The sequence below is a fragment of the Frankia sp. AgB1.9 genome, from assembly GCF_016786355.1.
In the GTDB taxonomy this organism is placed as follows: Bacteria; Actinomycetota; Actinomycetes; order Frankiales; family Frankiaceae; genus Pseudofrankia.
Genome location: NZ_JADWYX010000107.1, coordinates 18,498 through 32,482, shown reverse-complemented (window position 1 = coordinate 32,482; position 13,985 = coordinate 18,498). Strand labels below are relative to the sequence as shown.

General features: G+C 71.0%; 11 protein-coding genes. 5 read left to right on the top strand and 6 right to left on the bottom strand.

Annotation, left to right across the window (positions count from 1 at the left end):
• Positions 1-736: 736 nt before the first annotated feature.
• Complete coding sequence (locus I6A60_RS31675) at positions 737-1,579, top strand: TylF/MycF family methyltransferase (protein WP_203023757.1); 843 nt, start codon at positions 737-739, stop codon at positions 1,577-1,579.
• Between the two features lie 145 nt (positions 1,580-1,724).
• On the opposite strand, the gene I6A60_RS31670 is transcribed toward I6A60_RS31675, so the two are convergent.
• Positions 1,725-2,936 carry a glycosyltransferase family 4 protein gene (locus I6A60_RS31670; RefSeq protein ID WP_203023752.1) on the bottom strand — a complete coding sequence of 404 codons (1,212 nt, stop codon included), beginning with the start codon at positions 2,934-2,936 and terminating at the stop codon, positions 1,725-1,727.
• 123 nt (positions 2,937-3,059) lie between these two features.
• On the opposite strand from I6A60_RS31670, the gene I6A60_RS31665 reads away from it, so the two are divergent.
• From I6A60_RS31665 to I6A60_RS31650, 4 genes are all read left to right on the top strand, one after another.
• Complete coding sequence (locus I6A60_RS31665; protein ID WP_203023753.1) at positions 3,060-3,986, top strand: FkbM family methyltransferase; 927 nt, start codon at positions 3,060-3,062, stop codon at positions 3,984-3,986.
• Positions 3,983-5,347, top strand: a complete 1,365-nt coding sequence (locus I6A60_RS31660) for a lipopolysaccharide biosynthesis protein (RefSeq protein ID WP_203023754.1) — start codon at positions 3,983-3,985, stop codon at positions 5,345-5,347. The genes I6A60_RS31665 and I6A60_RS31660 overlap by 4 nt, the downstream gene beginning before the upstream one ends.
• Positions 5,344-6,414, top strand: coding sequence for a glycosyltransferase (locus I6A60_RS31655; protein WP_203023755.1), 1,071 nt, complete (start codon positions 5,344-5,346; stop codon positions 6,412-6,414). Before I6A60_RS31660 ends, I6A60_RS31655 begins: the two co-directional genes overlap by 4 nt.
• A 143-nt stretch (positions 6,415-6,557) precedes the next feature.
• Entirely contained in the window at positions 6,558-7,988 is a 1,431-nt protein-coding gene (locus tag I6A60_RS31650) for a hypothetical protein (protein ID WP_307873960.1), read from the top strand.
• Between the two features lie 295 nt (positions 7,989-8,283).
• Here I6A60_RS31650 and I6A60_RS31645 read toward each other — a convergent pair whose 3' ends face one another.
• The 5 genes from I6A60_RS31645 to I6A60_RS43755 all read right to left on the bottom strand — a co-directional run bounded on the left by I6A60_RS31645 (position 8,284) and on the right by I6A60_RS43755 (position 13,983).
• The gene (locus tag I6A60_RS31645) at positions 8,284-9,498 is read right to left on the bottom strand and encodes a polysaccharide biosynthesis protein (RefSeq protein ID WP_203021568.1); all 1,215 of its coding nucleotides are present in this window, start codon (positions 9,496-9,498) and stop codon (positions 8,284-8,286) included.
• 87 nt (positions 9,499-9,585) lie between these two features.
• A complete protein-coding gene (locus tag I6A60_RS31640) occupies positions 9,586-10,914 on the bottom strand; it encodes a glycosyltransferase family 4 protein (protein ID WP_203021569.1) in 1,329 nt (442 codons plus the stop codon).
• On the bottom strand, positions 10,905-12,092 hold the full coding sequence (locus I6A60_RS31635; RefSeq protein ID WP_203021570.1) for a glycosyltransferase: 1,188 nt from the start codon (positions 12,090-12,092) through the stop codon (positions 10,905-10,907). The genes I6A60_RS31640 and I6A60_RS31635 overlap by 10 nt, the downstream gene beginning before the upstream one ends.
• On the bottom strand, positions 12,080-13,177 hold the full coding sequence (locus I6A60_RS31630) for an NAD-dependent epimerase/dehydratase family protein (RefSeq protein ID WP_307873959.1): 1,098 nt from the start codon (positions 13,175-13,177) through the stop codon (positions 12,080-12,082). Before I6A60_RS31630 ends, I6A60_RS31635 begins: the two co-directional genes overlap by 13 nt.
• 65 nt (positions 13,178-13,242) lie before the next feature.
• Positions 13,243-13,983, bottom strand: a complete 741-nt coding sequence (locus tag I6A60_RS43755; protein ID WP_203021571.1) for a DapH/DapD/GlmU-related protein — start codon at positions 13,981-13,983, stop codon at positions 13,243-13,245.
• Between the last annotated feature and the right edge of the window lie 2 nt (positions 13,984-13,985).

The window sequence follows — 13,985 nt, the reverse complement described above, 5'->3', positions numbered from 1 at the left end:
CCTGGGCGGTCGCGATCACTGGCAGTTTCGGGGCCTGATCCAGGAATCACGTACTTCGGGGGCGAACAGGGGACGGGGCCCCCCCCCCCCGGGTGGGCCGGCCGGGGGCCCGGGGGGGGGGGGGGGGGTGGGGGGGCGCGGCCGTTGGTTCGGCCCGTCCGTCACGGCGCTTCTGGGCGGGTTCATCACGCCGTCACCTCCGGTCAGGAGAGCGGGCCTCTCAAGTAGTGAGTTGAGTACTACTCTCGGTAATTGAGTCTAGGTCAAGGGTTCGTGTGCGGAACCCACCTGTCAGGCGTGTCGCCGCCGGGGCCACGTTCCCGGCTTACCGAGACCACTCATGACGGGGAATCGCGACTCTGGAACCCCTGTCGTCAAGCCTGGCCTGGGCGCGGATGGCCGCCGCGCGAACTGGTGGCCGTCACCTGAAACATCTCCTGCCACACATACGTTTCGATGGCGGAGCACCAGGCAGGTGGCAGTAGGGCTGTTCTGCGCGATGCCGTCAACCCTGGAACGGACTTGTTTCGCGCTGCGATCGCACCTTACCGTGGGCGGCTGTCCAACGGAGCCGGACTTCCGCCATCAGCGTGTCCTCCGTGATTGCGCGGCGGATATCCGCCAGACTCGACGGGGCTAGGTGGAGGATGCGACGTCTTCCGGCTTGGCGCGCCATGGGGACGACTGGTCTCGCCGATATCGGCATATCGACGGACGACACGGACTAGGAGCAGTAATGGAGCTTACACACACCGAGTCCACCGACGTGGCGGGACGTTATCTGGACCTGCTGCGAGAAACCCTCACATTCTCGCTCTGGGAGGGTCGGGACGGCAGGATATGGCGGCCCCACCGTGCGGCGCACCGCGTTCTTTTCCGTCTTCTCGAGGCGCGCGGACTGGAACTGATCCGATACAGCGCCGTCGGAGCGCGTGACGTAGGTGGGGACTGGCCGCGGCTGGCGCACACCATGACCGGAAGCCGCCGACTGAAGCAGCTTCAGGAGGCGGTCGAGCAGGTACTCGTCGACGACATTCCCGGAGACCTCATCGAGACGGGGGTCTGGCGGGGCGGGTCCGCCATCATGATGCGAGGTGTCCTGGCGGCCCACGGAGTGCCTGACCGGACCGTGTGGGTCGCCGACTCGTTCGCTGGTCTACCGGCACCCGACCCGGCGCGGTGGCCCGACGACGCCGGAGACCCCCACCACAAATGGTCCGAACTCGTGGTGTCCGAAACCGAGGTACGGGAGAACTTCAGAAGGTACGGCCTGCTCGACGACCAGGTGCGTTTTCTGCCCGGCTGGTTCCGCGACACGCTTCCGACGGCGCCGATCGAGCAGCTCGCCGTACTCCGGCTCGACGGCGACATGTACGAGAGCACGAGCGAGGCGCTGGAGGCTCTCTACCCGCGGCTGTCAGACGGAGGCTTCTGCATCATTGACGACTACGGCGCCGTGGAGGGATGCCGACGGGCGGTCGAGGACTACCGCAACGCGCACCAGATCGACGATCCAATGACCAAGATCGACTGGACTGGTGTGTACTGGCGAAAGAACGCCGGGGATCCGCGGCGCTGACCACGATCTCCGCATTTCGAGTCCAGGGTGGCGCCCACTGGGGCGGGGTGGGCCCACCGCGGGTGGCGGTTCGGCCGGTCTGGTAGTCACGCCTGTCGTCGCGGACTTCTTTGCCGGCGCAAATTCATCATTGTTTGGCGGGGTGTCATTGTTTGGCGGCGATGCTGTCGCCAGGGTGGACCGGCTGTGGTGAGGCGGGGGTTGTTTGGGCGGGGACGGTTGGTGCGGGTGTGCCGGTGGCTGGACTGGTGGGGGGTTGGGTGCCGAGGACGGCTCTGAAGACGTTTCGGACGTGTTGTTCTGGTTCGGTGGTCAGCTGCGCCCACTCGGCGCAGCGCTGTCGCATGCGGGTGAGGCGGGCCTGGTCTGAGAGCAGGTCGATCAGCACCGTGGCGAGTGCCTGCGGGGACTCGTCGGCGGGCGTGGCGCCGGTGACGCCGTCGACATATGCGTCACGCGCTCCGTACGCCGGACCGACGACGGGGCATCCGGCGAGTTGTGCCTCGGTCAGGACCAGCCCGTAGCCCTCGCCGCTGCGCGGTGGGTGGACCCGGGTCCGGGTGCCCAGCACGAACAGGTCCGCCGCCGCGAACAGTTCGGCCAGCGTGGAGTCGTCCGGCGACTCGACCAGCTGGACGGCCTCCTGCCCTGCGACCGCCTGGCGCACCGCGTCGAGAACCGGGCCTTGGCCGGCCACGACGAGCCGTACTGGCCCGACTTGGCCACGGACTATCGCCAGCGCCGCAAGCAGTTCGCGTAGCCCTTTGCCCACCCAGTCGGCGTCGTTGAGCCGAAAGACGCTCAGCAGGGTCGGCACGCCGCCGCCCGCTGGCCGCCGGCTGCCCGCCGCGAGCAGGGCCGCGCGCCAGGAGGTAGGAATACCGGGCCGCAGCACCGGCGCCATGCCGACACGGGCAAGCGCTCCGGAGCTGAAGGAGCTCACGGTCATCGGGCGCAGGGTGGGATGCAGGGTGAGGATCGCCCGGTCCACTGATCTCATCGCCCAGATGTCCGTTCCGTGGAACACGATCAGGCCGCGTCGCGCCCTGGCCAGTGGCACGGCCAGCGCGGCCACGGGGATGAGATTCGGCAGACCGGCGAGGACCGTGTCGAACGGGCCGGACCGCTGCGCGACACGCAGCGCCGCGGCCGTGAACCGCAACCGGGTCCGAAGAGTCAGCGCGTTCCCCTGGCCACGCAGGTCGACCCGGTGCACCTCGGCACCGCCGGCCCGCAATGCCTCCTGAACGGCGTCAAGATAGCGCTCAATACCGCCGCCGAGACCGCCCGACGGCGCCAGCAGCAGCACGCGAGGACGACGAGTCTCGGGCTCGGTATCGATGTAACGCGTAGACATCACGGCGGTGACTCTAAGTGTCCAAACATCGAGACCGTGGAGCCCGGCCCCGGCGCGCCGACCCCGCCCAACCCAATCAGGCCAACCGGACGCAAGCGGCAGGCGCCACCTAGGGTTCGCCGTGTGGATCTTCTGAGCACCCTGGCACGGTCCGGCGCCGGGCAGGGCCCGATTCGCTGGCGACTCGCCGATCGGCTGGCAGCGAACCTTCCCGACGTGCGTGGTCACGACCGCGTCGTCGGGTGGGCTCGGGGGTCGAATGACGAGTACGTCGGCCCGCTGCGTGGCCGGTTCGTCAACGGCATGCACTTCGACCTCGACAGCTGTCGAGACGGGTCGGCACGCGCGTTGTCCGAACTGCGTTACCGTCCGCCGGCGCTGGCCCAGGTGTTCGCCGCCGTGCTCGGGCCCGGTGACTGCTGCTACGACGTCGGCGCGAACATAGGCGTGTATGCCCTGTGGGCCGCGGGTCTCGTGGGCACGTCCGGGCAGGTGCATGCCTTCGAGCCGGTGCCGGACACGATGGCGGTTCTGAGCGCGATGGTCCGGCGTAACGGGTTGTCGCAGGTGCGGCTCGAGTCCTGCGCCGTCGGCGCGACGGTCGGCGAGATCGGCATGCGGGTCTATCGTGACGCCTCCGGCCTCGCCCATCCTGTCGCCGCCACTGGATCCGCCGACCACGTCGCGACTCTGACCACCCTCGACGCGTACGTAGAGCGGCACCGGGCTCCCGATCTCGTCAAGATCGATGTCGAAGGCTTCGAGATCGACGTACTGCGCGGCGCTACGAATCTGCTCAGCACCCGGTCGCCGGCGCTGCTCCTGGAGATGCTGCCCGCGCACCTGACCCGCCAGGGCCGAAGCCAGGCGGAGCTGGTAGCCACGCTCGCCGAGCTTGGCTACATGATCTTCAACTTGACCCCGCAGGGCCTGGCCATGCAGGGCCTGTTCACGTCGAACGTGCTGGCGATCACGCCGCGGTGGGAGCGGTTCGACCGTGTGGTCGCGGCACTGGAACGCACGCCGTTCCCGCGGAACCAGACGACGTGACCCGAGCCAAGCACCGGGTCTCCCGCAGGAACGGAGGATATCTGGCCTCCGTCGGGGCCACCGCGGCGACGAGTGTCGCCATCAGCGGGCTGGGCGCGGCAGGCGGCCTGATCCTCGCTCGCTACCTCGGGCCAGCCGGGCGCGGTACCTACGCCGTGATCATGTCCTACATGCTGGCCGCGGCGACCATCGGCGAGTGCGGCCTGACCTACGCCGTCTGCTACACAGCGGCGCGGGACCGTCCCGGCGCCAGGGACGCCGTCCGCACCGGCGGGACCATGCTGTTGGGGCTGGGGGTCCTCGTCGGCGCGGTCGGCATCGTGGTCGCGCCCCTGGTGGTCCACGATCGCGCCGCGGTGACGGCGTTCCGGGTGGCCTTCGCCGCCCAGCCAGTGGTCTTCGGCGCCTCGGCCTGGATATTCGCGCTGCAGGCGACCCGGATGAGCAGCTGGAACGTGACCCGCGTGCTTCAACCGGTCGCCTATTCCGCCGCCGTGGTCGCGCTGGCCCTCACCGACCTGCTCAGCGTCGGGCGCGCGGTGCTCTGCCTCGTCGGCTCGCTGGCGCTGCAAGCCGTCGCGGCCGCGGCGTTGTGTCGTCAGGCGCTTCCCGGGCGGGGCCGGCTGCGTCGCTCCATCGGCAGGGATCTGGCCGGTTACGGCGGCGCCACGATGATCTCGTCGATCTCGTATCTGCTCAACACATCGCTGGATCTGCTCCTGCTGGCGGTGCTCGTCCAGCCCGCCCAGGTGGGGCACTACGCCGTCGCGGTCTCGATGGCCATGCTGCCTCAGCCGGTGTGCGCCGCGTTCGGCAACGTCGCGATGCCCCGTCTCGCGGCCGGGAGACCCGCCCTTGGGGGCGGCTCGGCTTCCGGGGCCGATCGCCGGGTCGTGTTGGCTGCCGTGGGCGCGAGCCTCGCCTTCGGAGTGCTGTGCATTGGCGTACTCAGTGTCGCGGCGCCACTGGCGGTGCATGTGCTGCTCGGACAGGCCTACGCGCCGAGCATCGGGTTGTTCTGGCTGCTCGCGCCGGGCGCGGCGGTACTCGGCTGTAACCGGGCGATGGATGACGTGTTGCGCGGGCTTGGGCGGACTCTCCCGGTGGCTCGCTGCGAGTGGACCGGGACGGTGGTGACGGTGGCGCTGCTCGCCACGCTGGTGCCGACGATCGGCGTCGCCGGCGCCGCGGTCGCCTCCAGCGTCGCCTACCTCGTCACCTTCGTCCTCCTGCTCCGCGTAGCGCTGCGGTCGGTCGGCATCACGGCCAGGTCCGTGCCGGCCAGGCTGCGTCGGGTCACCGGACGGGGCCACCTGGACTGGGTCGCCGTCCCCTCCGATTCGGGAAGAGGTAACGCATGAAAGACGCCGGCCTCGTGGCGGCACCTGTGACACCCAGGGGCACACCCACACCGGCCGCGGCTCTGACCCCGGTTGGCGGCGCGGTCCGGGTGGGCGTGATCGGGCCAATCGGCGGTGACAGCTTCGCGGAGAACATCCTTGCCTGCCTGCCGGACGTCGGCGCACACGGAGTGCCGCTCGGCCCGGCTTTCCCACAGCCGGCCAGCCGGCCCGTCGCGGCGACCCTCGAACTCGCGCGGCGAGCCTCCGACCGCCTCGGGCTTGCCTACCAGCGCGGTCTGGTAGCGGCAGCCGAGCGTGCCGGGGTCAGTGTGGTGGTCTCGGTCGACCTCAACCTGCTGCCGGCCACGGTGCGCGAGCTGCGCCGACGAGGAGTCCGGGTCTGTCTGTGGTTTCCGGACGCCGTCGCCAACCTCGACCGGCAGCGGATGCTGCTCGGCGACTATGACGCGCTGTTCTTCAAGGACCCGCTTCTCGTGCGCCGGCTGTCCGATGTGCTGGAACTGCCGGCGCACTATCTGCCGGAGGCGTGCAACCCGGTCCGCCACCGTCCACCGGCCACCGTTCCGGACCTGCCGTATGTGGTGTTCGTGGGACACGTGTACAGCGCCCGTGCACGGCTGATCGGGCAGCTCCTCGACCGCGGCGTCGACGTGCGGGTCTACGGCCCGGCGATGAGCCGCTGGCTTCGTGACCCACGGCTGGTCCGCCACCATGCCGGGCGCTACGTGGCCGGTGAGGAGAAGGCCGCTGTGTTCCGCGGGGCGTGTGCTGTCGTCAATGCCCTGCACCCGGCGGAGATGCAGAGCGTGAACTGCAGACTGTTCGAGGCGACAGGCTGTGGGGGCACCGTTCTGTGCGAGCGTCGGGACTCGCTGCCCGGCCTGTTCGACGAGGATCGCGAGGTCCTCGCGTTCAGCACCTTCGATGAGTTGCTCGACCGGATCAAAGGGTGCGTGGACGACCGGGCGGCGGCGCGTGCCGTCGGCGATGCCGCGTCGCGGCGCAGCCATGCCGAGCACACATACCAACATCGGCTCACCGCGTTGCTCGAGGCCGTCCTGTGACCGCGGTCGGCACCTGTGAGGTCCCGCTGGCTCGGACGGTGTCTCCCAGATCGGGAAATTCTTCCGGGCCGGAAGATGCCGCATCTGGCGGGCGCGGGTCGGCGGTGTGGACCCTGGCCGCCGCGGTGGCGATCGGCCTTTGGGTGACTGATTTCGCCGCCGCCCCGGCTGTCTCCGACCGGGTGGTGCTGCGCTCCATCGCCGTCACGGTTGAGTATCTGGCCCTCATGGCGTTCATCGGTGACCGCTACGGCCGCAGTCTGCGCCAGTTCCAACTCGGACCGTGGTACCTGCTGAGTTCCGCCGTGACCATGGGGCTCGCGTCCATTGCGTGGCGGAATCCGCAGTCTGGCTTTCTGGCCACCATCGACCGGTCGAGCGTCGCGCACGCGCTCGCCATTGTCGGCCTGGCCGCGCCGCTGTGGGCGATCGGCTATGTCGTCGGTCCCGGCGTGGTCGCACTTCGTCTTGGACACCGGCTGGCCGCCGTCGCGACCTCGGAGCGCGACGGCAGAGGCGGCGGCATGTGCCGCCCGAATGCCGTGTGGGTCCTCGCGGGTGTGTCCGTCTTGGCGCGCATCGCCCAGATCGCCCTTGGACAGTTCGGCTACCTGGCCGACCCGTCCAAGGCTGTGAGCGGCTCGTCGTCGTACGCGCAGATCCTGGTGGAGACCGGCAGCCTCGGCCTCGCCGCGCTGGCCATCGCGTCGGTTGAGCTGGCTCGGTTCGGCGGCGCCCGGCGGCGGATGGTCTTCCTGGTCCTGCTCGGGACCGAGATCGGCTTCGGGCTGCTCAGCGGAATGAAGGGCGGGTTCGCCTACACCCTGCTCGCGGTGTGCCTGAGTTTCACGGTGGCCCGCGGACGGTTGCCGCTGCGCTGGCTGCTTGGCGCCGCGGCCGTCTTCATGCTTGTCGTCGTGCCGTTCAACGCCTCGTACCGCGACATCGTCCGGAAGCATGGAAGAACGAACCTGTCGGCATCGGCGGCGGTCGCCGCTGCTCCGCAGGTCATCGTCCAGACGGTGGACGGCGGCAACGGCGGCAACGACAGTGGTAAGTCATCGTCGGAGTCCGTCCTCAGCTCGACCGTCATCGACCGCGTCCGGGCTGTGGACAGCCTCGCCGCCGTTGTCCAGAAGACCCCGAACATGGTGCCCTACCGGAGCGCCTTCGAGCTGGTCACCGACCCGGTGCTCGGCATGGTCCCACGCGCGCTCTGGCCGGGTAAGCCGGTCCGGACCGCCGGCTACACGTTCAACCAGGAGTACTACGACACGCCCGCGAACCTGTACAGCTCGGCCGCGATCTCGCCGCAGGCGGACCTGTTCCGGCATGGTGGACTGCTTGTGTTGCTCCTCGGGTCCGCCCTCATGGGCGCCCTCTATCGGTTCGTGGACGAGACCCTGTACCCGGCGCGCGACCTGCGGCTGACCGCGTTGTACGTGTCGCTGTTCACGTTGCTGCTGACCTCGGAGACGACGGTGACAGACCTTCTGGTGTCGCTGCCCATCAAAGTCGCCATCGTGGTCGCCGCCTGCCGGTTCGCGTATTTTCGGCCGCCGGCGAGGGTTTAGGTCCGCGTTGGTCGCTGTGGTGTAGGGGCGGCGGGCGCGGACAAGTCGCTTGGCGTGCTTCCGGTCGCCCTAAAGTTCCTCAGCGCGGCGGTGCTGTCCAGGGCCCGGCCTGGGCGTTGGACAGCACCGCTGGCCCTGACGGGCCACGCCCGGACCACCACGAGACGCGCGATCTTCTTCGTCAGTAGCCTTTGGCCGCGCCCGGACCACCACGGGACCCGCGATCTTCTTCGTCAGTAGCCCCGCGGGCTCGGCCGCGTCGGGCCGGCGGCGCGCGGCTCCAGGCAGCCAGGCCTTACCGCAGCAGATCGAGGTGGTCGGTCGTCGGGAACTCATCGGGACCGGACGCCATGGCCGCCGAGCGAGCAACCGGGTCGGTGCCGGCCCGCTGGTCGGGCACCGCGCCCGGGCGCGGCGAGCCGGGGGCCGGCGAGGACAGCGACGGCAGCAGGTTGTTGCGACTCAGCAAGGCGGCGGTCTCGGCGAGACCGACGACGTTGTCCGCCGAGCTGTACTCGCCGGCCAGCTCACCGGTCGGCGACGGCTCGCCGAGCTCCGGCAACATCGGTGAGATCACGTAGTACTGCCCGTCAAGGCGGGTCCGGTGGCACTCCTCCTCGGAGACCATGACCTCGTGCATCTTCTCGCCGGGACGCACCCCGACGACCTCCACCGGTATGTCCCGGTCACCGATCAGCGCGTGCGCGATGTCGAGGACGGTCGAGGCGGGTGTCCGCGGTACCAGGATCTCCCCTGGCCGTCCGCGGTGGATCGAATGGAAGATCATGTCGACGGCTTCGTCCAGGGTGACCAGGAACCGGGTCATGTCGGCGACCGTGACCGTTACCGGCCCACCGCGGGCGATCTGGTCGAGGAACAACGGGATCACCGAGCCGCGTGAGGCCAGCACGTTGCCGTAGCGCACGCCGACGAATCGGGTGCGCCCGGACCGCTCACGCACGCCGACGTTCGCCGCGATGAAGATCCGCTCCTGTAGCGCCTTGGTCATGCCCATGACGTTGACCGGCTTGCAGCACTTGTCCGTGCCGACGCCGACGACGCAGTCCACCTGGTAGCCATGCTCGGCCACCGCGCGCACGATGTTCGACGCGCCCGAGCAGTTCGTCAGGATGGCCTGGTCCGGGAAGTACTCACACGCCGGCACCTGCTTGAGCGCGGCCGCGTTCACGACGATGTCCGCGTCGCGCACGCACGCGGCGACGTCCCAGTAGTTCCGGACGTCGCCAAGGCGGAATTCCAGAATCCGGTCGAAGTTCCGGTAGATCGTCTCGTCCGTCGTGACCCGCTGCCGCAGGTAGGCCAGCCGCATCGCGTGCTGCTTGGCCTCGTCCCGGGACAGCACGATCACCTTGGCCGGCACACCGGCCTCGCCGGACAGGATCCGCCGGATCAGCACCTGCCCAAGCGACCCGGTGCCACCGGTTACCAGAATGCGCCGGCCGGAGAGCATCCCGGCACTGTCCGTCGTATTTGACGCGCTCTCAGCCATCGCAGTGTCCTCCATGGTCTCTCAGCCTGATCCGTTCGGCGAGCTCGTGGCCGAGCATCCCGTCGCCGCGCCGGGCGAGGATTCTCATCAGGTCCTCCCTGGCGCGGCGGTCTCCGCTGGCCGATCTGGATGTGGTGGCTGTGGCTGGTCGGGAATCGCGGCCGGCCGCGTAGCCGGGATTCGCTCGGGCGCGGCCGGGCGGACCGCGGCGTCGCGTAGGTGCCGCTCGACCCGGTCGAGCAGTGCGGCCCGCTCGTAGTGCGTCACGTAGTACTCGCGGGCGGCGGCCCCCATGGCCGCGCGCTCGGCGGGTGCGAGCGCGCGCACGGACGCGATCGCGTCGGCGAGCGCCGCCCCGTCCTGCGCTGGGACCGCGAGCCCGCCGGCGGCTGCCACGACCCGGGCGGTCGTCCCGTCCGCCGCCGCCACCACCGGCCGGCCGCAGGCCAGGAACGACTGCACCCGGCTCGGAACCGTCAGCGCCCACACCGGGTCTCGACGCAACGTCGTGACCACCACATCCGCGTGCGCGAGCAACGCGGGCATCTGCTCGGTCGGATGACGGCCCAGCAGACGCACCCGGTCGCCGAGACCGCGGCGGCTGATCTCGTCCGCCAGCCACTCCCCGCGCTGGCCGTCGCCGACGACCACCCATTGCACGTCGGCGCCGCCCGGCAGGGTACGCAGCCGCTCGGCCGCGTCAACCAGCGTCTCGAGGGCCTGCGCCACGCCGAGGTTGCCCGCGACCATCGCGACGAACCCCTCCGGCAGCGCGGCCTCCCGCCGGACCTGGGGGTCGGGTGGCAGCGGGCGGTAGCGGTCCTCGGCCCAGTTCGGCAGGTAGCCGAGCCGGTCGGCCGGCACCCCGGCCGCGCGCAGCAGCGGCAGGAAGTCCTCGGACTGACCGAGCACCCGCGCGCAGCGCTGGTAAGCCGCGCCAACCGCCTTCTCGAGCAGGCCGAGCATCCGCTCGGAGCGCACCACGCCCATCGCGCGCAGCGTGTGTGGCCACAGGTCCTGCACCCACAGCACGACCGGGGTCCCACGGACCCTGCGTAGCAGCAACGCCGGCACCACCATCGTCACCGGCGATATCTGAAAGACGAGCACGACGTCGGATGGAGGCAGCCGCGGCACGCCGAACAGGCTGGCGTTCGCGGCGAAGGTCAGGTAGTTCAGCGCGAGCCGCCATCGCTCACCGCCACCGCGAGAGGCCAGCGGCACCCGCACCACCTGGACGCCCTCGTACCATTCGCGGCCTGGCCGCCGACGGCGGGGAAACACGTCGCGACGTGGGTAGCTTGGCTGCCCGGTCAGGACTGTCACCTGGTGGCCGCGTTCCCGCAGACCGACGGCCAGGTCGTTGACCCGGAACTGCTCTGGCCAGAAGTACTGGCTGACGATCGTCACTCGCACCGGCGTGTTCCTCTTCCCACAAGCTCGGTCCCGGCCCTGCCGGCCGGCACGACGTCGGCGAACACCTTGAGGTGGCGAGCGGCGGCGCGCTCCCAGGTGAACTCGGCGAGCACCAGCGCGCGTAGTCGCGTGCCCTGCTCGGCCAGAGCGTCGGGGCGGGCGAGCAACTGGCGCAGCCCGGCTGCCAGGGCGGGCGCCGTCGCCCCCACCACCAGCCCGCCCCGGCATCGCGCCACCTCGTCGAACCCGCAGCTATCAGTGATGAGCACGGGGGTGCCGTTCACCCCGGCCTCCAGAGCGACGATCGACATCGCCTCCCGCCGCGACGGCACGACAAGCAGCGACGCCGCCCGCAGCGCCTCGGTGCGCTCGGCGCCGGAGACGACGCCGACGAACCGGACCGCGGCTGCCACGCCGAGCGCCGAGGCCTGGGCGCGCAACTCGGCGGCGAGTCCTTCGTCCGGCCCGGCGAGAACCAGCAGCCAGCCGTCGGCGGCCGCTCCGGCGGCGGCGAACGCCTCGATCAACAGGTCGACGCCTTTGATCCGGTTGAGCCGACCGAGGAAGAGCACGTAGCGGCGGCCGGCGAGGCCGTGCCGGCGCAGAAACGCACCGCCCGCGTCCCGATCGTGGTCTGCCGCGGAGACCCCGTTGGGGATCACCCGCACGGCGGCCGGATCGCGGCCGTACCGCGCGAAGTCCGCCGCCTCGTCGGCGGTGACGGCGATCGCCGCCGCCGCCTCGCGCACGATCCGGGTACCGACGGCCGCGTTGTAGGCGCGCTTCGCGGCGCGGCTACGGCCGGCGACCGGTAGCGAGCCGCACGGCGAGACCACCCAGGGGACGCCGTGGCGGCGGGCGGCGCGGTAACCGAGGGCGCCCAGTGCGGTCCAGTGCCCAAGCAGGTGCACGACGTCGGCGGCGGCGACCCGCTCGGCCACCTGGCCCGGCCGCGCGGGCAGATAGAAGCGGCGGTTCGCGCAGGGCATGGGGGTCAGCGTGGCGGGAGCCAGCGATTCGATCCGGGTGTCGGTCAGATCGAGGTCGAGAGTGAGCAACTCGGTGCGCAGCTCGGGCCCCCCGGCCCGCGCGTAGGCGCGGGTCAGCTGGTAGGCCCGCTCGGCCAGGCCGCCACCACGGCGGGCGTCGGCCATCATCACCACCGTCAGTACCCGCACGGCGCGTCACCCCCAGGGACGACGCTCCCGGCGCGGGCTCGGTCCGGGAGGTGGCCGTCGACGATCCGGGCGATCTCGTCGGCCAGCGTGTGCGGGGCGGCGAACCCAGCGGCCCGCAGCGCCGCGGAGCTGTACCACTGCCCCGGCCGAGGGCGGCCGAGTGCCCGGGCCGCGCCGTCGACGGCAGCCACCGGCAAGGGCAACCGCCACAGCACGGGCAGGCCGGCAAGCGCCCGGACGGTGTCCTGCATGGCCGCGTAGTCCACGTTCGCCCGCTCCAGCGCCGCGCTCGCGCAGCCCAGCTCGTCGACGACGTTGAACGTCGCCCGACCCGCGACCTGCGGGGTGTCGAGCGCGAACTGGATGGCGGCCGCGGCGTTGCCCGCCGTCACGTAGGACACGGGAGTCCCCCGCCGGAGCGAGCCGAGCGCGGCAGCCCTGAGCGGTCTGCGCAGTGCGTCAAAGATCGGTTGGTAGGAAGCCGGCCGCCGGGCGGAGATCACCGAGCCCATCCGCAACACCATCAGCTCGCAGTCGGCACGCAGCGCTGTCAGCCACGGTCGCTCCGCGGCGAGCTTGGCCCGGGCGTAGGCCGAGCGCGGCCGGCAGGCCGTGGTCTCGTCGACCAGGCCACGGTGGCTCGGTCCGTACACCGAGACCGTGCTGACCAGCGCTACCCGCGTGATCTGCGGGCAGGTGTTGACCGCGGCCAGCAGGTTGAGCGACATCGCCACCGCCTGCTTCGGGTCACCGAGGTCGTGTGCCAGGTGGCATAGCGCCGTGCCCGCCGGCACGTCGAGGGCCTCGATGCGGCGGGTGACCAGCGCACCCGGCGTCCCGGCGGCGAGATCCACCCTGGCCCAGCGCTCGTGAGACCCGAGCGCCGCCGGCCTGCGGCGGCCGAGCAGCACCACCTCACGGCCGGCGAGCGCCGCCCGGACGTGGCCGCCGATGAACCCCCCGCCGCCGGTGAGTACCACCGTCGAGCCAGCCGTATCGCCCCGGGGCGTAGGCGCCGATGCCGCGACCGGCGCCGTCGCCCGCGCGGCGACCGGCCGGGCGAGATAGTCCGCGGGCTTGTTCACGCCACTCTTTGTATCATTCAAAATACCTAGAGTGACTGACCTGCGATGCGCGGACCCGTCCCGCCCTAGCGCGCCTGTGGTGTGGGGCGTGGCGCGGGGACACGGCCAGCCGTGGCCGGGACGTCGATGTCGCCGCCGGCGGCGACCTCGCCGGCGATCCCGCCGGCACGGGAGGACCGCAACGGCACCGCGGGCACACCTGCGACCCTGGCGCCGGCGGCCACGTCGGAGGTCACGACCGCACCCGCCCCGACGATGGCGCCGTCACCGACGGTGACACCCCGCAGAACCGTGGCCTTTGCCCCCAGCCACACGTCACGGCCGAGCGTCACCGGCGACGCGGCGAACACCATCGCGGAGCCCGGGATTCCGGGTGTGACCACGTGGTCCTGGTCGCGGACCACACACATCTCGGCCAGCAGGCTGCCGGCGCCAATCACCACCTGCCGGCGGGCGACCAGCACGCAGTGGGGACCGACGAAGTCCGCGCCGAGGTCCAGGAGCGCTCCGTCCTCGACCTCCAGATGGACGTCGCGGACGAGGACGGATCCCCGAATGGTCAGCTTCCCGCGCGGGGCGCAGAGAATCACGCAGCGTGGCCCGAGGAAGGAGTCGAACCCTATCCGGACCCCCGGCTGCGTCATCCGCAGCAAGAGGATCCTCATCCAGGAGGCGACCCGCGCCGCGCCGCGCCGTGCTCGCCGCACAGCCTGCGCGTAGACGGCCACGAGGTCGTCGGTCTCCGCGTCTTCCGTGGTCCCGTCCGCGCCCGGCCTCGAGGCGGGGAAAGGCGGGGTTCGGCGCACGA

What these genes read in the sequence shown, in the direction of transcription:
- I6A60_RS31675 (WP_203023757.1), top strand. Translation starts at nt 737, where the DNA reads ATGGAGCTTACACACACCGAGTCCACCGACGTGGCGGGACGTTATCTG.
- I6A60_RS31670 (WP_203023752.1), bottom strand. Translation starts at nt 2,936, where the DNA reads ATGTCTACGCGTTACATCGATACCGAGCCCGAGACTCGTCGTCCTCGC.
- I6A60_RS31645 (WP_203021568.1), bottom strand. Translation starts at nt 9,498, where the DNA reads ATGGCTGAGAGCGCGTCAAATACGACGGACAGTGCCGGGATGCTCTCC.
- I6A60_RS31655 (WP_203023755.1), top strand. Translation starts at nt 5,344, where the DNA reads ATGAAAGACGCCGGCCTCGTGGCGGCACCTGTGACACCCAGGGGCACA.